This window comes from Cutibacterium nasicola (genome assembly GCF_052654715.2).
This window is the reverse complement of record NZ_CP199745.2, coordinates 1,555,232-1,572,283: the sequence shown is the minus strand read 5'-3', so window position 1 is coordinate 1,572,283 and position 17,052 is coordinate 1,555,232. Positions and strand designations below refer to the sequence as shown.

The window sequence follows — 17,052 nt, the reverse complement described above, 5'->3', positions numbered from 1 at the left end:
AGGTGGGTCAGTATGTGTTCGGGGATCCTCCACGGCGGAGTGCACCTCGAGCCACGACAAGGAGACATCATGAGCAAGGCAGAACAGATCCTGACGGCCCTCGGTGGCGACGACAACATTGGCGACCTCGAGGCCTGCATCACCCGGCTGCGCGTTGAGGTTGACGACCCCGACCTCGTCAACGAGGCCGCTCTCAGGGCTGCCGGTGCATTCGGCGTCGTCCAGCAGGGAACGTCCGTCCAGGTGGTCGTCGGACCCGAGGCTGACACCCTTGCCGAGGACATCGAGGACCTGCGCTGATGACCTCGGTCCTCTCTCCTCTCAATGGCACCCTGGTGGCCCTGCCCGAGGTCCCCGATCCGGTGTTCGCACAGGGCCTAGTGGGTCCCGGTGTCGCCCTGCATCCCTCCGGCGACGGCGATGTCACCGTCGTGGCGCCGGTGTCGGGGCGCCTCGTCAAGCTGCACCCGCACGCCTTCGTCATTGAGGCGGACGGATTCGGGATGCTGGTGCATCTTGGCATCAACACCGTCCAGCTGGGAGGGGAGGGATTCACCCTTCACACCGAGGAGGGCGCAGAGGTTTCCGTCGGAGACGAGCTCATCACGTGGAACCCCGCCCGTGTCGCCGAGGGAGGGCGCAGCGTGGTGTGCCCAGTCATCGTTCTCGACACCGCCCCTGACAAGCTCGGTGATGTCGCCCCTGTCGGCCAGTCGGTGAGCAGTAGTGATCACTTGTTCACAGTGGCGTGAGTGAGCGTTACGGGTGGGGCGGGCCGGATGACGGTCCGCCCTCCTCATGCCGTGCGACTGATGCACGGTGGCTCCAGGCCAAGGCGAGGAGGGACCCGGCACCCAGGATCTCGTAGGAGTCGGTGAGGACTTTCTGCCACCAAGGCGCAGCAACTTCTTGGTCATGACCTGCTGGGAACCACCAGACCATCCATGTCAGGGTGGCGAAGGCCCAGAGTAGGGCGAGACAGTGGCGGGCTCGGCGTCGATCTGCCAGTCCTGCGACGATGATCAGCGCGGTCCACACCCAGTGATGGGACCATGACACCGGGCTCACGAGGCATCCGCAGATTCCCGCGCACAGCAGGGACCACACCCGATCGGCCCCTCCTTGCTGCCACAGCCGACGAGACGCGATCCCGGCTAGCAGACAACAGAGGACGACCAGAATGAGCCAGACTGGGGTGAGCTCTCCTCGTCCCAGTCGTAACAGCATCCCTGACAAGGATTGGTTGCCAGCCCAGGTCAGCCCGCCGAGCCGCTTCGGGGAGACCATGTAGTGGGTCCAGTACCTCCACGACGCCGTCGGTGCGATGGCGAAGCCGAGAGCCATTGTTAACACTCCGACAGCAGCGGCCCGCAGTGCTGCCTTGAACTGGCCGGTGACGAGGTACCACAGCGCGAAGATGCCGGGGGTGAGCTTGAATCCGGTGGCCACACCAACGCCGACGCCGCGCCATGCGCGTGGAAGAACGAAGACGTCAAGGATGACCAGGAGAGCCAGCTGAAGATTGACCTGGCCGTAGGAGAAGCTCTTGGCGATCGGTTCGCTGGCCACCAGGATTGCGGCGACAGCGGCCGTCACGATGCCCGATGGTCGACGTCCGCAGTGCCGCCACGTCACGTCGATCATGATGACGAGAGCGGTCGCGCTGACGGCACAGTGGAGGATCGTCGCGGCGCGGAACGGCAGGAGGGACAACGGGACGAGGGCGATTGCGGCGAAGGGTGGGTACGTGAATCCCAGACCACTGACCGAGGTGGCAGTGTACAGCTTGTCCGGGTCGTCCAGCATGGCTCGCACGCAGTCCCGGTAGATCCTGAGGTCGGTCGGATTGGGCATGATGAGCGTCCACGCCACGGTGATGACCAAGACAACGATCGTGGGCCACATCCCGGATCCTCGGATCCGGGGACCATCACCGCGTGCCATCACTGATTCTCCACGACGTCGGCAGCCTCCAGCCATTGCTCCTCCAGACTCGACATCTGCTCGTCAAGGTCATTGGCCTTCGTCTGCAGGTCGGCGAGGGTATGGTAGTCGTCGGCCTTGGTAGCCATCTCCTCGTGCAACGAGGCCAGCTTGTCGCGGACCTTGCCCATCTTGCGGTCAATCCGGTCCATGTCCTTGCGAGCCTGCCTCAGAGCAGCGGTGTTGACCTTCTGCTGGGAGCTCTCGGTGCCCACGCGGCTCGACTTCGACGGGCCGGTCGCACGGTTGCGACGGTGCTCCAGATACTGTGAAATCCCTCCGGGAAGCAGGGCGACCGTCCCGTCGCCCATGAGGGCCCACACCACGTCGCAGACCCTTTCCAGGAACCAACGGTCGTGGGAGACGACGATGAGGGTTCCTGGCCAGGAGTCGAGATAGTCCTCCAGGAGACGCAATGTGTCGATGTCCAGGTCGTTGGTTGGCTCGTCGAGGAGTAGGACGTTCGGTTCATCCATGAGGAGACGCAATAGTTGAAGACGCCGGCGTTCACCACCAGAGAGGTCGCCGATACGGGTGACGAGTTTCTGTCCGGTGAACCCGAATCCTTCCAACAGGTCCGCGGCAGAGGCGTCGCGCCCGGTGGCAAGCTTCGTCCTCGCCTTGACATCGTTGACCGACTCCAGCACCGTCGTCGTCGCGTCGAGGTCGTCCACCTCCTGACGCAGATGGGCAAGCCGCAGAGTCTTGCCCTGCTTGACGCGGCCGGAGTCAGGCTGGCGGGATCCGTCGAAGAGATTCAGCAGAGTGGTCTTGCCGGCACCATTGACGCCGACCAGGCCGATTCGGTCGCCTGGTCCGATCGACCATGTCACGTTGTCCAGCAGGGTGCGCACGCCCAGCTCGTCGGAAGCGACGGTTACGGTGACGTCCTTGAGATCCAGCACGTCCTTGCCCAGCCGGGCCGCGGAGAACCGCGCCAGTTCCAGCTTGTCGCGGGGCTCGGGGACATTGGCGATGAGGGCATTCGCGGCCTCGACGCGGTAACGAGGTTTGGAAGTGCGGGCGGGGGCGCCGCGACGCAACCATGCCAGCTCCTTGCGCGCCAGATTCTGACGCGTGGCCTCGTTGCTGGCGGCGATGCGGGCTCGCTCCACCCGGGCGAGGATGTAGGCGGAGTATCCGCCCTCATAGGCCTCAACAGTGGCGTCGTGGACTTCCCAGATGTCGGTGCAGATCTCGTCAAGGAACCAGCGGTCGTGGGAGACGACGAGCATGGCCACACCGCGCTCCTGGAGGTGGCGCAGCTGCCCCGCCAGCCAGGCGACGGCCTCGACGTCGAGGTGGTTGGTGGGCTCGTCGAGGACGAGTAGGTCGTGGTCACCCAACATGATCGAGACCAGGGCAACCCGACGGCGCTCACCACCGGACAGATCGGCCATGGGACGGTCGAGGTCAATGTCGGTGAGCATGTCCTCAACGATCGGGCGAGCCTTGCGATCCGCCGCCCAGGCATGGTCGGGACGGCCACCGACGACAAGGTCACGGACGGTCTCGTCGCCCTTGGGGAATTCGGCCTGGGCGAGCACCCCGATGGAAATCCCATTGGTGCGCGTCACAGTCCCGGAATCGGGTTTCAACGAGCCGGTGAGAAGGGCCAGGAGGGTGGATTTTCCGTCCCCATTGCGCCCCACCACGCCGATGACATCTCCCGTCGAGAGTCCCAGGGACGTCTCCGAGAGGACCGTCCGTGTGCCCCAAGACTTCGAGATGCGATCGGCGTTGACGAGATTCGTGCCGGCCAACGGAGGCTCAGCGTCCCCGCATGGCGGCGCGGGCGCCCTTCATGGAATTGGGCATCGGGCCCTTGGGTAGCGGCACTTTCGGACGCATGGCGTCGAGGGCATTGAGACGGTTGACGACCTCGTCCACCTGGGAGGCGTTGAGGGCCTTGGGCAGCTTCTTGATGTGCCTGTCGAGGTCCTCCAGCGGAACCTCACCCTTGCCGTCGCCCATGATGAGCGAGGTCACCGGGGTACCGTAGGCGACCTGTTCGTGACGCTTGGTCTCGGTGGCCAGCAGATTGCGCAGACCGTTGCCGTGGCCCTCGCCGATGAGGACGATCCCGGCCGGTCCGACGGCGCGGTGCACGACGTCCTGCTGTCGGGTGAAGGCGATCGCCGGGGTGGAGGTCCACTTCTTCTTGTCCAGCAGGGAGAGAGCCACCTCGGCTGAGCCGGTCTGGCCTTTGAAGCGGGTGTACATGGAACGCTTGGCGCGCGCCTGGAATACCCACATGGCGGTAGCGGCGCCAGCGAAGATGCCGACGATGAGCCAAGCCCACCACAGGTCAGTGAAAATGAGACCGAGGACGGTGATCGCCACGACAACAAGGGCGAAGGCGCCAATGACCCACCAGAGGAGCTGGGGATCAACCTGGCGGGTCAGCTTGAAAGTCTCGACGAGCTGCTTGCCGGTGCTCCAGTCCTTGGGATTGTCGGAATTCTTGCGACGCTCCTTCTCGGCCTTGGCCTGCGCCTTCTGTTTGGCGGCGAGTTCCTTGGCTGCCTGGCTCTTGGGCATTGACACGCTCCCGACGACGTTGATGGACGGACTCCGCGGCATTCTACCGGTTTCGTGACGGCGACCCTACTTCGACGTGGTTCCTCCGTATGTACCCGGGGCACCGCCGCCTGGCGTCACGGCCGGGGAGGAGTTGCCGTGGCCTTGTTCGTTGTCGCGTCGATCATCCTCATTGACTTTCGGGGTGGTCGTCATTGCCCCTCGTCAAGCTGATCAAGCTCCTCTGATTACTCCTTGGCGGCAAACGGAGCCGGTTTCTCCCCGTCCCGGTAGCCGGTGACGATGGTGACCGGCTTCTCCCCGCGAGCCTCCATGGCCTGACGGTAGAGACGTCCGGCGCGGTAGGAGGAGCGCACCAGTGGGCCACTCATGACACCGACGAATCCAATCTCGCGGGCCTCCTCGGCCAGCTCGTCGAACTCCTGCGGGGCCACCCAGCGGTCGATCGGGTGCAGGTAGGCGTTCGGGCGCAGGTATTGGGTGATCGTCAGCAGGTCGGTCTTGACATCATGCAGGGCCTGCATGGCCTCCGAGATCTCCTCACGAGTCTCTCCCATGCCGAGGATGAGGTTGGACTTGGTGATGAGACCCGCCTCGTGGGCCGAGTTGAGGACGGCCAGTGAACGGTCGTAGCGGAATCCGGGGCGGATGCGCTTGAAGATGCGTGGGACTGTCTCGAGGTTGTGCCCAAAGACCTCCGGGCGGGACTCGAAGACGACGTCAAGGAGCTCCTGCCTGCCGGAGAAGTCCTGGGCCAGCATCTCGACGCCGACTCCCGGGTTCAACTGGTGGATCTGGCGGATGGTCTCGGCGCACAACCAAGCTCCCTCGTCCTCGAGGTCGTCACGGCAGACCGAGGTGACGGTGGCGTAACGTAGGCCCATTTGCATGACCGACTCGCCGACACGATGTGGCTCGTCCTTGTCGTAGCCCTCCGGCTTGGCCGACTCGATCTGGCAGAAATCGCAACGGCGGGTGCAGTGATCGCCGCCGATGAGGAAGGTGGCCTCGCGGTCCTCCCAGCACTCGAAGATGTTGGGACAGCCAGCTTCCTGGCACACCGTGTGAAGATCACCGTCTATCATTCGGCGTCGCATGTCGCGGTATTGCGGACCCATCGTAGCCCGGGTACGAATCCAGCGAGGTTTGTCCTCGATGGGGGTCTGGGAGTTCTTGACCTCGACTCGGAGGAGCCTTCTGCCGTCTGCCTCGACACTCACGTCGGCCAGTTTAACTGTGTGCACCAACGTTGCGAAGCCTCAGCGAATGGGTGACGACGAAGAGGCTGGACAGGCTCTTGACGAACCATTCAGTGGATTGAGCTGCCCGGAAACCGCGATCATCATGCCGGTGGCGGCAGGGGCTCCTGAGTCGGTGGCGAAGTCATGATGGGGACCCACCGAGATGGCTCCGGTCATCGGTATCGGCGGGGCAGGCAGAACTGTCACCAGCATCTCCGGTGCGGTGGGGACCGTAGCCGGGATGACGGACAGGTTCACGACATGGGGTGAAGGAACGCCGGGTGCTCCGGACGCGGGATGTCCGGGCTCATCTCATAGGGCTGGAAGGACATCATCTCGGTGAGGATGGGCTCGAGCTTGCCTGCCACTTCCAGGATGGAGGGCACCTCGGCGTCGGGGCCATGCAGACGTCGCAGTTCGCGTCCCATGCTGGTGACGTCAGCGTCGGTGATACCGCAGGGGATGATGTTGTCGAACCAGGCGGTGTCGGGGTCGACGTTGAGGGCGAATCCGTGCATCGCCGTCTGACGAGAGACCCGGATGCCGATCGCGCAGACCTTGCGCTCCGGGCCGACGCCATCAGAGGGAAACCAGACGCCGGTACGTCCGGGGACCCGTCCGGCCTTCAACCCGTACTCGGCAACGAGGCGGATGATCGACTCCTCGACCCGACGCACGTAGTCCACGACACCGATGCCGCGCTGCAGGAAGACGATGGGGTATCCGACGAGCTGGCCCGGACCATGCCAGGTGATCTCACCGCCGCGATCCACCGGGATGACAGGGGTACCGTCGAAGGGATAGGCCTCCGGGCGGGTGCGTCGGCCCGCAGTGTAGACAGGGTCGTGCTCGACGTAGATGACCGTGCTGGGGCGCTGATGGCGCGAGACTTCGGCGTGCACCTCACGCTGGTGGGCCCAGCACTCGTTGTACTCGGTGCGTACCGGGGGGTTGTCCGCGATGCCCAGACATTCGAATTCCAAGCCAGCGGGATGATCCACCCATCCCCTGGGAACTACCCCGTCAACGACCTGGGGTGTGGTGGGCTGTGGGGTTGCCTGGGCGTCTGTCACGCTGACCCATGGTAGTCCGGATACATGGCGGGGCCCGGTGCGGAATTCCACACCGGGCCCTTGAGGTGTCGAATCAGAACTCTCCGGCGAAGTCACCCTCCTCCAGGCGGGCCTTGATGCCTGACAAGAAGCGAGCCGCCACGGCACCGTCGATGAGACGGTGATCGTAGGACAGCGAGAGGTACATCATGTCGCGAATGGTGATGGTGTCCTCACCGAACTCGTTGGTGACGACGACCGGGCGCTTCACCAAGGCACCGGTGCCGAGGATGGCGACCTCGGGCTGATTGACAATCGGGGTGTCGAAGAGAGCACCAGCCGAGCCGTAATTGGTGATGGTGAAGGTACCACCGGCCAGCTCGTCGGGAGTGACCTTGTTGTCGCGGGCGCGAGCAGCCAGGTCGCCGATCTGGTGAGCCAGTCCAGCGATGTTGAGGTTGCCGGCGTTCTTGATGACCGGAACCAGCAGGCCACGCGGGGTGTCGACGGCGATGCCGATGTTCTCGGAGGCGCCGTACGTGATCGTTCCGGCCTCGGTGTCGATGTTCGCGTTGAACTTCGGGTTGGCCTTGAGGGCCTCGACGACGGCCTTGGTGATGAATGGCAGGTAGGACAGGCCAACTCCCTCGCGAGCCTTGAAGGAAGCCTTCTCAGCCTTGCGAACGCGGGAGATTGCGGTCATGTCCACCTCGACGGTGGCGGTGAGCTGGGCCGAGACCTGCAGGGAGTCCACCATGCGGGAGGCGATGACCTTGCGCAAACGGCTCATCTTCTCGGTGGTACCGCGTAGAGCGACGGCCTCCGGGGAGACCTCCTGGGAGGCCTTGCGAGCTGAACCAGCGGGTTTCGGGGCGGCTGGAGCAGGAGCAGAGACGGGAGTCGGCGCGGGGGTCGGGGCCTCCTCGGGCTTGCCAGCAGCAGCCAGCACGTCCTGCTTTCGGATGCGGCCACCGACGCCAGTTCCGGTGATGATGGACAGGTCGACGTTGTTCTCCTTGGCCAACTTGCGGACCAGCGGGGTGACGTAGACGTCGGAGGACGGGTTGGTGGCACGTGGGGCGACCGCGTTGGTGCCAGTCGGGTTCGGAGCCTCAACGGGTTTCGGAGCAGTCGGCGCGGGGGCCGGGGTCTCCTCGGTCTTGCTCTTCACCGGCTCGGGAGCAGACTCGGCGACCGAGGGGTCGCCGATGATAGCGAGCACGGCGCCGACCTCGGCGTCTTCGTCCTCGGGGACCTTGATTTCGATCAGGGTGCCGGAGGCGGGGGAGGGGACCTCGGTGTCGACCTTGTCGGTGGACACCTCGAGCAGGGGCTCGTCGGCCTCGACGGTGTCTCCGACGGCCTTGAGCCAGCGGGACACGGTGCCTTCGGTGACGGACTCGCCCAGTGCGGGAAGAGTCACCTCGACGCCCTTGGCCGCGCCACCAGTGGCGGGACCAGACTTCTCGTCGGCTGCGGGTTCAGGCTGAAGCTGCGGTGTGGGGGCATCATCATGTCCACCGGGGGCCTCGGCTGGAGCGGAGTCGGACTCGGAGGGGTCGCCGATGATGGCGAGCACGGCGCCGACCTCGGCGTCTTCGTCCTCGGGGACCTTGATTTCGATCAGGGTGCCGGAGGCGGGGGAGGGGACCTCGGTGTCGACCTTGTCGGTGGACACCTCGAGCAGGGGCTCGTCGGCCTCGACGGTGTCTCCGACGGCCTTGAGCCAGCGGGACACGGTGCCTTCGGTGACGGACTCGCCCAGTGCGGGAAGAGTGACTTCGGTCGACATGTGTTGGAGCTCCTTTGCAGACCGCGACGGATTCGTTGCAAGCCTAGCCGGACGATGGGTAAATGTGCAGTTGTCCCCATTCCTGGAATCAGAAAAATCTCGTCCGAACACGCCGAGGGGCAGAACCTCCAAGTCCTGCCCCTCGCGGCGATGAAGGTCGTCAGTCAGCCAGATTGGCGGCGAGCTGTACCAAGGTGCGCACTCCGAACCCGGTTCCCTGGATCGGGGTGTAGTCGTGCGGCATGGCGTTGTTGTATGCCGGGCCGGCGATGTCGAGGTGGGCCCAGTCGACGCCCGGCGTCACGAAGTGCTGCAGAAAGGCCGCGGCGGCCATCGCACTGCCTTCGCGGACCCCCGAGGACTTCACGTCGGCGATGTCGGAGTGCAATCCGTCGCGCACCTCGTCAGTTATCGGGAGTTCCCAGAAGTCCTCACCGGCTGCCTCAGAGGCATCCAACAGGGTGTCGGCGGCTTGGGCGCCGGAGGTCATGACCCCGGCAGTGTGGTTGCCGAGGGCGACCATGCAGGCGCCGGTGAGGGTGGAGATGTCGACGAGGTAGTCCGGCTCGTCCTCGCAGGCGCGAGCCAGGCCGTCGGCCATGACGATGCGGCCCTCGGCGTCGGAGTTGGCGTTCTCGACGGTCTTGCCGCCGTACATGGTGACGACGTCGGAGGGTCGCCATGCCGATCCGGAGGGCATGTTCTCGGCCATGCAGCCGTAGGCAATGACACGAATGTTGAGGCCCAGGTGCGCGACCGCACCGACAGCGGCCAGGACGGCGGCAGCACCGCCCATGTCGCACTTCATGGTGTACATGCCGGCAGCGGTCTTGATGTCCAGGCCACCGGAGTCGAAGGTGATGCCCTTGCCGACCAAGGCCAGGGTGGTGGTGGCGCCCTCCGGGGAGTACTCCACGCGAACCAGGCGGGGGGAGTGGGCCGAACCGCCACCGACGGCCAGAATGCCACCGAAACCGCCACGAACGAGAGCCCTCTCGTCAAGGACTTCGACGGTGACGTCCTTGAGGTCCTTGCACCACGACCGCACCGAGGCGGCGAAGGTCTTCGGGTAGAGGAGGTTGGCAGGAGCGTCTACCCAGTCACGGGCGGTGTAGACGGCGTCGGCAAGGATCCGGGCCTTGTCGAGCTCGGGTTTGGCGCCACGGGCATTGGAGACGATGGTTACGGTGGAGACCTCGGGTGCACCCGCGTTCGCGGTGATGACAGGCACCCTGTAGCAACCGAGCAGGGCACCCTCGGCGGCGACACGGACCTGCTCGGCCGAAGCGGTTCCGATGTCGACGGCCACCTTGAGGGGTGTGCCGTGGGAGAGGGCAGCGGCAGCGCGCGCACCGGCGCCGGCAGCCTTGCGAAGGACCTCAGTATCACTTCCCTCAGTCCCGCAGCCGACCAAGACGAGGCTGTTCCCGGACCAGGGCAGCACCACGGTGGACCCCAGCTTCGTCGAGCCACCAGCGCGGATGGCAACCTCGGCCAGCGAAGCACCGAAAATCTCCTCGGCTTCGTTCACGGCTCGCGGTGCAAGCCCCTGGACGGCGGGGCCCTGGGAGCTCTCGACCAGGCCGGCGATCACGACGTCGGCGCCGTTGGCATTACGGGAGACCTTGAGATCGGGACGCGGACGGATGGGCAGCTCGGTGCTGTTGGCCACGAGGATTCCTCTCATTCAGGGGTCGGTTCAGGATGGGGCCCGGGCAGACCCGGGCCGACGCCTCGTCGTGAAGCCTAGTCGAGGCGCCTCGGGTGCGAGACGGCGCGGTGCCCGTGCCGCGTACGGTGTGTGAGTTCCGCCACCTCTCAGGACACCGACGGCGTCAATTCATTCCTCGGACAGCCCCATCGGACCGTAGACGACCTCATCGTCCTCCATGAGGGTGACCGCGTCGACACCGGCGTCCTGCAACTCGGGCCAGGTTCCGGAGAGCCATGCTTCGGCCTCCTCCTGGGACTCGAACTGCTGGCCGGCACCGAATTCACCAAGGTGCTCTGCCCCCTCGACGGTGACGCGAGGCTGTGTGAAAATCCACGAGTAACTCATATCCACAAGACAACCACGTCCGTGCCCCGAAAGGGACACGGACGCATCAACGTGGGGTTGCAGGACCGGGAGGCCTGGGATCAGTCGATCTTCTCGCCGCGTTCGATGCGTGGTTCCGGGTTGCGCCAGCGACGCACGGTCATGGCTCGGTTGTTGAGGTAGGCCCACAGACCGCGCAGGGGAGCGTTGGGGTAGCGGGCGCGGATGCCCTTCTTGGCACCGTGCCACAACCGCCAGGAGTCGACCAACCACACCAGCATGACGATGAGCATGCCCAAGGACATGGCATTGATCGCGCCAACTGCGGTGGGGGCGATGAAGAGCATGGCCAACCAGATCACCATGACGGCCAGGAAGATCGGCATGATGAACTCGCTGAAGGTCCAGCGGGAGTCGACGTAGTCGCGGATGTATCCCCGCTCCGGGCGGTGCTCGGCCGCCTTCATGGCCGTAGCCTGACGCTCGCGTTTGGCCAGCCGCTCCCGCTTGCGGGCCTCCCTCTTGCTCAGGGTCGGGTTGAGACGCTCCCGACGGGCAGCCTCGGCCTCGGCGCGGGACGGGGTCGGTCCCTGTTTCGCCACGTGGCGGGCCTGGGTCTTCGAGTGGGTAACTGGTGCTTCAGAGGCAGCTGGACGACGCTCCTTGTCGACGCGGTGCCGCTTGGTCGACTGCTGCTCCGTGCTGGAGCTCAACGCCTCGGAGGCGGGCTTCAGAGCTGCTGCGGTCGAGGACGGGGAGGACTCGGTGCTGGACACCGGCTTTGTCTCGACGGTCTTGCCCGCCGTTCCGGCCTTCTTGCTGTCTCCCTGTTCATAGGGGCGGAACAGTCCCACGATCCATCCTTTTTGGTGTCGTACTCGTGCCCGCGGTGGCCTGTTCCAGCCGGGGCGACCCTGTCTGGGCTGAGAAGATTGTACGGGTATTGCTCTGGGCCGTGGTTGCGCAGTCCCGTACGCTAAGGATCAGGCAACCGTAACGCTGACGACTTCCCGGAGTCATCAAGCACCGAAGGGGAAGGATTCGACTCCACCTATGGCTGGCATATTTGCACGACTTTCGACGGTGTTCCGTTCCAAGGCGAACAAGGCCCTCGACAAGGTCGAGGACCCTCGCGAGACCCTCGATTACTCCTACCAGCGTCAGCTCGACATGTTGCAGAAGGTGCGCAGGGGCGTCGCCGACGTCGCCACGAGCCGCAAGCGCGTCGAGCTGCAGATGAACCAGTTGCAGGCTGACGTCGACAAGATGCAGAACGCGGCTGCTCGTGCTCTTGAGCAGGGCCGTGAGGATCTCGCTCGGGAGGCACTGACCCGTAAGGCGACCCTGCAGGCTCAGCTCAACGACCTGCAGACCCAGCACGCCACCTTGCAGGCTGAGGAGGAGAAGCTCATCCGCGGCTCCCAGCGTCTTCAGGCCCGTGTGGATGCCTTCCGCACGAAGAAGGAGACCATCAAGGCCACCTACTCGGCGGCCGAGGCCCAGGCCCGTATCAATGAGGCCTTCACCGGTCTCAACGAGGAGATGGGCGACATCAGCATGGCGATCACGCGTGCCGAGGACAAGACCATGGAGCTCCAGGCCCGCGCGGGAGCCGTTGACGAGCTCATGGCCAGTGGGGCCATCGAGGATCCCACCAGTAGCTGTGGAGACGACATCACTCGCGAGCTCGACAACCTTGCCAGTGACCATTCCATCGACGCTGAGCTGTCTGCCCTCAAGGCACAGCTGGGTACCGGCCACGACAACTCAACTCCGGAGCTGGAGCCCGGCTCCGATATGGGGATGAACCCGGAAACTGGATCGCGTGCTGTGCGGCGTCAGGAGGACCAGTCATGATCATTCGTATCGTTGGTGAGGGCCAGTGGCAGGTGCCCGACACCGAGATGGACCATCTCAACCGCATCGATTCCCGCGTCGAACACGCCATCGAGACCACGTCGCAGAGCGAGCTCACCGAGGCTCTCTCGGAATTGGTGACGATCGTCCGCACTGCTGGCACGCCGATTGTCGACGACAACATCGTCGACTCGGACCTCATCGTCCCCGATGTCTCGGCGACGATCGAGGAAGTCTCGGTCTGGCTCTCGGAGAACCCTGCTGGAGACGGCCTCATCCCCGGCTGACGAAGGTGAGACGTCCCCGTTCAGCTGCACGCTGAATTGCCACAGTTCGATGTCGACGGTGCGCGGCGGATAGAGTGGACGACGCGACGGGACGACATACCCGCCCGATCCACCTGGATCGACCGCCCGGGTCATCTCCCCGGGACCGTCCACCACACGTTCTTGGAGTCCACATGACCGACACCGTCAACGCCCCCACCACCGATGGAATCATCCTCACCGACGCCGCCGCGGCCAAGGTGAAGTCCCTGCTCGATCAGGAGGGACGCGACGACCTCGCCCTGCGTCTGGCCGTGCAGCCGGGCGGTTGCTCGGGTCTGCGCTACCAGCTCTTCTTCGATGAGCGCCACCTCGACGGTGACGTCGTCAAGACCTACGGCGGGGTCAACGTGGTGACCGACCGGATGAGCGCCCCCTACCTGGCTGGCGCCACGATCGACTTCATGGACACCATCGAGAAGCAGGGATTCACCATCGACAATCCCAACGCGACCGGTACTTGTGCCTGTGGGGATTCCTTCCACTGAGTCGCTGACTACTGGGATCACTTCCCGGGCATACCCTCGGAGGTCTTTGAGCCGTCCCCGTCAGTCCAGCTGGACTGACGGGGACGGCTCAGTTTCGCTATTGCTCGGTGCAGCAGCCACAACAATCAGCTGTCCCCACCGGGTCGGGGCGGGCGTTCAATGGGGAAGGATGAGCAGGGGACGCTGATTCAGCTGTCGACACGACCCTGACCGGGACGTGCCCCGAAGTGTCAGAAGTGGTCCTGGACGTTCAACCACATGGAGCAGAAGATCCCGGATGTCGACGGAGTCGTCATCCATGAGGTGGGCGCCATTGGGAGGAGCCCGGATCTTAACCAGTTGGACCCCACTCCGACGAAGATCGGTGTCGGTCGAGGACGACACCACGTGCCTCCAGCATGCCGGTACCTGGGCGTTGGAGTTGTCGGGGATCATGGCCCTGAGGGTGCTCTTCTCCGTCCTTCGTCGGAGGATGCTACGCGGTTCTGGCTCAGATGGCCTCTGCGATGGGCTGGGAACCGTCGCGGAAGCGAATGAAACGGCCAACCGTGGTCTCGTCATCCAGACAGGCAAGAGCGGTCTGAGCAACGGCCTCGCGGGACACTGTGGCGTCCTCGTACTCCTCGTCCTCCTCCAGCACATGGATGCCGGTGGCGGGATCATGGCTGAGGGTGACCGGACCAAGGATCGTCCACTGCACCGTCGAGCTCATGGTGTGACGGTCGGCATCTGCCTTCGCGTCGGCATAGGGGAAGAAGTCGTTGTCCGAGGGAATGCCGTGGTCGGGACTGCCACACCACGAGATGAGCACGAACCGCGGCCCGCGGGGGGAGCGCGCGATGGCGTCGACGAGATGCTTGCAAGCATCTCGGTCGACGGCATAGGTGTCCTCGGGTCCGCCCTTGCCGCCCGCCCCGGCTGACCACACCACGGCGTCGTGGTCGTTGACGAGATCGTCCCACTGGGAAGGCCGTAGGGAGGTCACATCGGCGACGATGGGATTTGCGCCCCACATGACGACATCAGCAGCCTGGTCCTCACGCCGAATGACGGAATCGACGTGGCGACCCTTCGAGGTAGCGTGCTGCGCGAAGTGCTTGGCCACGTGTCCGTGGCCACCGATGATGAGGATTCGATCTGCTGTCATGCCCCTCACCCTAGAACCGACCAAGGTCGGGTCAAGGTGAGTGACGGTGACAGTTCGCCATCAGCTCAGGTCCAGCTGTGTTGCAGGGCGCGTCCCTCCTCATATCCCGAGGGGGACTGCACACCGATGACGGCCTTCTCGTGGAACTCCTTGAGGTTGGCCGCTCCGGCGTAGGTGCAGGAGGATCGCACCCCGGAGGTGATGAAGTCGACGAGGTCCTCAACCCCAGGACGCTGGGGATCGAGGTACATCTTCGACTGGGAGATCCCTTCCTCGAACAGAGCAGCGCGGGCCCTCTCAGAGGCGCTGCGCTGGCGGGTGCGGTGGCGCACTGCGCGGGCCGAGGCCATTCCGAAGGATTCCTTGTACAGGCGGCCGTCGTGATCGACGAGCATGGCTCCGGTGGATTCGTGGGTGCCGGCGAACCACGAGCCGATCATGACCGATCCGGCTCCGGCTGCTAGGGCGAGGGCGACGTCACGGGGGTGGCGGACGCCTCCGTCGGCCCAGATGGCCCCGTCGACCTCGGCGGCCGCTTCAGCACACTCCAGAATCGCGGAGAATTGCGGACGCCCGACGCCGGTCTGCATACGGGTGGTACACATGGCACCTGGCCCGACACCAACCTTGATGATGTCGGCCCCGGCCTCCAGCAGGTCCAGGGTGCCGCTCCGGGTGACGATGTTGCCGGCCACGATGGGGATACGGCGTCCGGTCCTCTCCTGGAAGGTGGTGCGGGCCTCGTCAGCCACGCCAATGGCCCGGATCATCTGGTCCTGGTGGCCGTGAGCGGTGTCCATGACGAGAACGTCGGAACCGGAGCCCAGTGCGTTACGGGCGCGGCCGGCGACGTCGCCATTGATCCCGATGGCAGTACCGATCATGAGGTGACCGTCGGGATCGACGGCAGGACGGTAGATCTCAGCGCGCAGGGCGCCACGCGATGTCATGATGCCGACGAGGACGCCGGTCTCGTCGACGGCCACAGCGACCTTCTGGTGCCGCTCCGCGAGGACTTGGAAGACGTCGTCAGGGCTGGCATCGGGCCCGACCAGGGCGAGGTCGGTGGTCATGACCTCGTGGCACTGGGCGAAGCGGTCCACTCCCTCCGCCTCGGCGGGGGAAACCAGACCAACGGGGCGATGGTCCTCAATGACGAGCACGACGCCGTGGGCGCGCTTATTGAGCAGGCTCATGGCCTCGCCGACGGTCGTCGTCGGACTGACGGTGACCGGGGTGTCGAAACGAGTGTGGGCAGCCTTCACCCGACGGATGGACCTTGCGACGAAGTCGGCGGGAATGTCCTGGGGCAGGATCGCGATGCCTCCACGGCGGGCGATGGTCTCGGCCATTCGCCGTCCGGAGATTGCGGTCATGTTGGCCACGACGACGGGTAGGGGAGTGCTCAGTCCGTCGGTTGACGTCAAGTCGACATTCATCCGCGACCCAACCGAGGAACGGTTCGGGGCCATGAAGACGTCGTTGTACGTCAGGTCGTAATTCGGCTGCTCATTGAGAAAACGCACGTCCTCATTCTCCCACGTCGTCACCTTGCGGTCATGTCTTGACGAGTCGCGGCACACTGGTGTCATGAGCTCGATCGTCGATGACGTGCTGGCGGCGGTGGAAGCCCTGCCGCCGAGAACAGTGGTGTCCTACTCAGACGTTGCCGAGCTCGTCGGAACCTCCCCGCGCCGGGTCGGCTCAATCATGGCCAGGCACGGTCACGAGGTGGAGTGGTGGCGAGTTACGAGTGTTCGCGGAACCCTGCCGGACCACCTCATGGCTGAGGCTCGCTGTCACTGGGACGACGAAGGGTTGGATGGGGGCCCAGGAATGCTGCGCGTGCATGTCCCCGATCCGCAGGAGTGGGAACGCAACTGGCAGAGGTTGCGCATCCAGGCATGACGGCCCCGGCCGAGGAGCCTTCACAGGGTTCAGACGGGATCGGCAGGATGTGCACCTGACAAAAGCGGTCCTTTGCCCGCCGAGGTGATACCGGTCATCTCAGTAGTCAGGACGGCCTCGGCCCAGTGAGGCCCGGCAGGCTGTAGCATCAACTGTGGTGCATCCGGCCCACTACTGGTGGCCGGCAGTTCAGTCAGTCCCACGTCGTCGAGGGAAAGGGCCGCTCATGGGTGACAAACATGGGGAGCCGTCACGCGCTCTCAAGATTCTCGTTTACTCAGATGATCACACTGTTCGTGAGCAGGTGAAGGTCGCGTTGAGCGGGATGATCGCCTCGGATCTTCCACGTGCCGAGGTCATCGAGACAGCTACCGAGGCCTCGGTCGTCGGTGCTGTGAGCAGTGGGCACCACGACGTCCTGATTGCGGATGCCGAATCGACCCCGTACGGCGGAATGGGGGTGTGCCATCAGCTCAAGGATGAGGTTGAGGACTGCCCTCCGGTAGTTCTCCTGGTGTCACGCATCGCCGATGCCTGGTTGGCGTCCTGGTCCCATGCTGACGCCATCGCCACCCATCCCGTCGATCCGGTGGCCCTGCCCCAGACGGTTGCCGCGGTTGTTCGTGCGTCTCGCGGCGAGGCTGTGAAGCCCGACGAACAGACCGGCTGACTCAAAGGA

The 17,052-nt window shown here is 64.8% G+C and carries 19 protein-coding genes; 8 read left to right on the top strand and 11 right to left on the bottom strand.

The window, feature by feature from the left end; translation table 11 throughout:
- Positions 1 to 69: 69 nt before the first annotated feature.
- Complete coding sequence (locus ACUCCZ_RS07320) at positions 70 to 300, top strand: glucose PTS transporter subunit EIIB (protein ID WP_435916905.1); 231 nt, start codon at positions 70 to 72, stop codon at positions 298 to 300.
- Positions 300 to 752 (top strand): PTS sugar transporter subunit IIA, encoded by a 453-nt coding sequence (locus ACUCCZ_RS07315; RefSeq protein ID WP_435916904.1) that lies wholly within the window; start codon positions 300 to 302, stop codon positions 750 to 752. The genes ACUCCZ_RS07320 and ACUCCZ_RS07315 overlap by 1 nt, the downstream gene beginning before the upstream one ends.
- Positions 753 to 759: 7 nt before the next feature.
- Here ACUCCZ_RS07315 and ACUCCZ_RS07310 read toward each other — a convergent pair whose 3' ends face one another.
- The 4 genes from ACUCCZ_RS07310 to ACUCCZ_RS07295 all read right to left on the bottom strand — a co-directional run bounded on the left by ACUCCZ_RS07310 (position 760) and on the right by ACUCCZ_RS07295 (position 5,744).
- The gene (locus ACUCCZ_RS07310; RefSeq protein ID WP_435917057.1) at positions 760 to 1,854 is read right to left on the bottom strand and encodes a glycosyltransferase 87 family protein; all 1,095 of its coding nucleotides are present in this window, start codon (positions 1,852 to 1,854) and stop codon (positions 760 to 762) included.
- An 89-nt stretch (positions 1,855 to 1,943) separates the two neighbouring features.
- Complete coding sequence (locus ACUCCZ_RS07305; protein WP_435916903.1) at positions 1,944 to 3,746, bottom strand: ABC-F family ATP-binding cassette domain-containing protein; 1,803 nt, start codon at positions 3,744 to 3,746, stop codon at positions 1,944 to 1,946.
- A 7-nt stretch (positions 3,747 to 3,753) separates the two neighbouring features.
- On the bottom strand, positions 3,754 to 4,524 hold the full coding sequence (locus tag ACUCCZ_RS07300) for a DUF4191 domain-containing protein (protein ID WP_435916902.1): 771 nt from the start codon (positions 4,522 to 4,524) through the stop codon (positions 3,754 to 3,756).
- A 227-nt stretch (positions 4,525 to 4,751) separates the two neighbouring features.
- Positions 4,752 to 5,744, bottom strand: coding sequence for a lipoyl synthase (locus ACUCCZ_RS07295; RefSeq protein WP_435916901.1), 993 nt, complete (start codon positions 5,742 to 5,744; stop codon positions 4,752 to 4,754).
- A 46-nt stretch (positions 5,745 to 5,790) separates the two neighbouring features.
- Here ACUCCZ_RS07295 and ACUCCZ_RS07290 point away from each other — a divergent pair, with 46 nt between their 5' ends.
- The gene (locus ACUCCZ_RS07290) at positions 5,791 to 5,913 is read left to right on the top strand and encodes a hypothetical protein (protein WP_435917072.1); all 123 of its coding nucleotides are present in this window, start codon (positions 5,791 to 5,793) and stop codon (positions 5,911 to 5,913) included.
- A 106-nt stretch (positions 5,914 to 6,019) separates the two neighbouring features.
- Here the strand turns inward: ACUCCZ_RS07290 and lipB are convergent, their stop codons facing one another.
- From lipB to ACUCCZ_RS07265, 5 genes are all read right to left on the bottom strand, one after another.
- Positions 6,020 to 6,838 carry a lipoyl(octanoyl) transferase LipB gene (lipB, locus tag ACUCCZ_RS07285; RefSeq protein WP_435916900.1) on the bottom strand — a complete coding sequence of 273 codons (819 nt, stop codon included), beginning with the start codon at positions 6,836 to 6,838 and terminating at the stop codon, positions 6,020 to 6,022.
- A gap of 73 nt (positions 6,839 to 6,911) precedes the next feature.
- Positions 6,912 to 8,609, bottom strand: a complete 1,698-nt coding sequence (sucB, locus tag ACUCCZ_RS07280; RefSeq protein WP_435916899.1) for a 2-oxoglutarate dehydrogenase, E2 component, dihydrolipoamide succinyltransferase — start codon at positions 8,607 to 8,609, stop codon at positions 6,912 to 6,914.
- A gap of 160 nt (positions 8,610 to 8,769) precedes the next feature.
- Positions 8,770 to 10,296: a leucyl aminopeptidase gene (locus tag ACUCCZ_RS07275; RefSeq protein ID WP_435916898.1), complete on the bottom strand. Its 1,527-nt coding sequence runs from the start codon at positions 10,294 to 10,296 to the stop codon at positions 8,770 to 8,772.
- Between the two features lie 153 nt (positions 10,297 to 10,449).
- On the bottom strand, positions 10,450 to 10,668 hold the full coding sequence (locus ACUCCZ_RS07270; RefSeq protein ID WP_435916897.1) for a hypothetical protein: 219 nt from the start codon (positions 10,666 to 10,668) through the stop codon (positions 10,450 to 10,452).
- Between the two features lie 80 nt (positions 10,669 to 10,748).
- Complete coding sequence (locus ACUCCZ_RS07265; RefSeq protein WP_435916896.1) at positions 10,749 to 11,501, bottom strand: DUF3043 domain-containing protein; 753 nt, start codon at positions 11,499 to 11,501, stop codon at positions 10,749 to 10,751.
- A 199-nt stretch (positions 11,502 to 11,700) separates the two neighbouring features.
- Here ACUCCZ_RS07265 and ACUCCZ_RS07260 point away from each other — a divergent pair, with 199 nt between their 5' ends.
- The 3 genes from ACUCCZ_RS07260 to erpA all read left to right on the top strand — a co-directional run bounded on the left by ACUCCZ_RS07260 (position 11,701) and on the right by erpA (position 13,318).
- Positions 11,701 to 12,504 (top strand): PspA/IM30 family protein, encoded by an 804-nt coding sequence (locus ACUCCZ_RS07260; RefSeq protein WP_435916895.1) that lies wholly within the window; start codon positions 11,701 to 11,703, stop codon positions 12,502 to 12,504.
- Entirely contained in the window at positions 12,501 to 12,791 is a 291-nt protein-coding gene (gene pspAA / locus ACUCCZ_RS07255) for a PspA-associated protein PspAA (RefSeq protein ID WP_435916894.1), read from the top strand. The genes ACUCCZ_RS07260 and pspAA overlap by 4 nt, the downstream gene beginning before the upstream one ends.
- A gap of 173 nt (positions 12,792 to 12,964) precedes the next feature.
- Positions 12,965 to 13,318 carry an iron-sulfur cluster insertion protein ErpA gene (gene erpA, locus ACUCCZ_RS07250; RefSeq protein WP_435916893.1) on the top strand — a complete coding sequence of 118 codons (354 nt, stop codon included), beginning with the start codon at positions 12,965 to 12,967 and terminating at the stop codon, positions 13,316 to 13,318.
- Between the two features lie 490 nt (positions 13,319 to 13,808).
- Here erpA and ACUCCZ_RS07245 read toward each other — a convergent pair whose 3' ends face one another.
- Positions 13,809 to 14,465 (bottom strand): NAD(P)H-binding protein, encoded by a 657-nt coding sequence (locus ACUCCZ_RS07245; RefSeq protein WP_435916892.1) that lies wholly within the window; start codon positions 14,463 to 14,465, stop codon positions 13,809 to 13,811.
- A gap of 65 nt (positions 14,466 to 14,530) precedes the next feature.
- Positions 14,531 to 16,057, bottom strand: a complete 1,527-nt coding sequence (locus tag ACUCCZ_RS07240) for a GuaB1 family IMP dehydrogenase-related protein (protein WP_435916891.1) — start codon at positions 16,055 to 16,057, stop codon at positions 14,531 to 14,533.
- Between ACUCCZ_RS07240 and ACUCCZ_RS07235 the strand changes: the two genes are divergently transcribed.
- Positions 16,056 to 16,373, top strand: coding sequence for an MGMT family protein (locus ACUCCZ_RS07235; RefSeq protein ID WP_435916890.1), 318 nt, complete (start codon positions 16,056 to 16,058; stop codon positions 16,371 to 16,373). The genes ACUCCZ_RS07240 and ACUCCZ_RS07235 overlap by 2 nt on opposite strands.
- 226 nt (positions 16,374 to 16,599) lie before the next feature.
- Positions 16,600 to 17,043 carry a response regulator transcription factor gene (locus ACUCCZ_RS07230; RefSeq protein WP_435916889.1) on the top strand — a complete coding sequence of 148 codons (444 nt, stop codon included), beginning with the start codon at positions 16,600 to 16,602 and terminating at the stop codon, positions 17,041 to 17,043.
- The last annotated feature ends 9 nt before the right edge of the window (positions 17,044 to 17,052 follow it).

What these genes read in the sequence shown, in the direction of transcription:
- ACUCCZ_RS07320 (WP_435916905.1), top strand. Translation starts at nt 70, where the DNA reads ATGAGCAAGGCAGAACAGATCCTGACGGCCCTCGGTGGCGACGACAAC.
- ACUCCZ_RS07315 (WP_435916904.1), top strand. Translation starts at nt 300, where the DNA reads ATGACCTCGGTCCTCTCTCCTCTCAATGGCACCCTGGTGGCCCTGCCC.
- ACUCCZ_RS07310 (WP_435917057.1), bottom strand. Translation starts at nt 1,854, where the DNA reads ATGCCCAATCCGACCGACCTCAGGATCTACCGGGACTGCGTGCGAGCC.
- ACUCCZ_RS07300 (WP_435916902.1), bottom strand. Translation starts at nt 4,524, where the DNA reads ATGCCCAAGAGCCAGGCAGCCAAGGAACTCGCCGCCAAACAGAAGGCG.
- ACUCCZ_RS07290 (WP_435917072.1), top strand. Translation starts at nt 5,791, where the DNA reads ATGGGTGACGACGAAGAGGCTGGACAGGCTCTTGACGAACCATTCAGT.
- sucB (WP_435916899.1), bottom strand. Translation starts at nt 8,609, where the DNA reads ATGTCGACCGAAGTCACTCTTCCCGCACTGGGCGAGTCCGTCACCGAA.
- ACUCCZ_RS07275 (WP_435916898.1), bottom strand. Translation starts at nt 10,296, where the DNA reads ATGAGAGGAATCCTCGTGGCCAACAGCACCGAGCTGCCCATCCGTCCG.
- ACUCCZ_RS07270 (WP_435916897.1), bottom strand. Translation starts at nt 10,668, where the DNA reads ATGAGTTACTCGTGGATTTTCACACAGCCTCGCGTCACCGTCGAGGGG.
- ACUCCZ_RS07260 (WP_435916895.1), top strand. Translation starts at nt 11,701, where the DNA reads ATGGCTGGCATATTTGCACGACTTTCGACGGTGTTCCGTTCCAAGGCG.
- pspAA (WP_435916894.1), top strand. Translation starts at nt 12,501, where the DNA reads ATGATCATTCGTATCGTTGGTGAGGGCCAGTGGCAGGTGCCCGACACC.
- erpA (WP_435916893.1), top strand. Translation starts at nt 12,965, where the DNA reads ATGACCGACACCGTCAACGCCCCCACCACCGATGGAATCATCCTCACC.
- ACUCCZ_RS07245 (WP_435916892.1), bottom strand. Translation starts at nt 14,465, where the DNA reads ATGACAGCAGATCGAATCCTCATCATCGGTGGCCACGGACACGTGGCC.
- ACUCCZ_RS07235 (WP_435916890.1), top strand. Translation starts at nt 16,056, where the DNA reads ATGAGCTCGATCGTCGATGACGTGCTGGCGGCGGTGGAAGCCCTGCCG.
- ACUCCZ_RS07240 (WP_435916891.1), bottom strand. Translation starts at nt 16,057, where the DNA reads ATGACACCAGTGTGCCGCGACTCGTCAAGACATGACCGCAAGGTGACG.
- ACUCCZ_RS07230 (WP_435916889.1), top strand. Translation starts at nt 16,600, where the DNA reads ATGGGTGACAAACATGGGGAGCCGTCACGCGCTCTCAAGATTCTCGTT.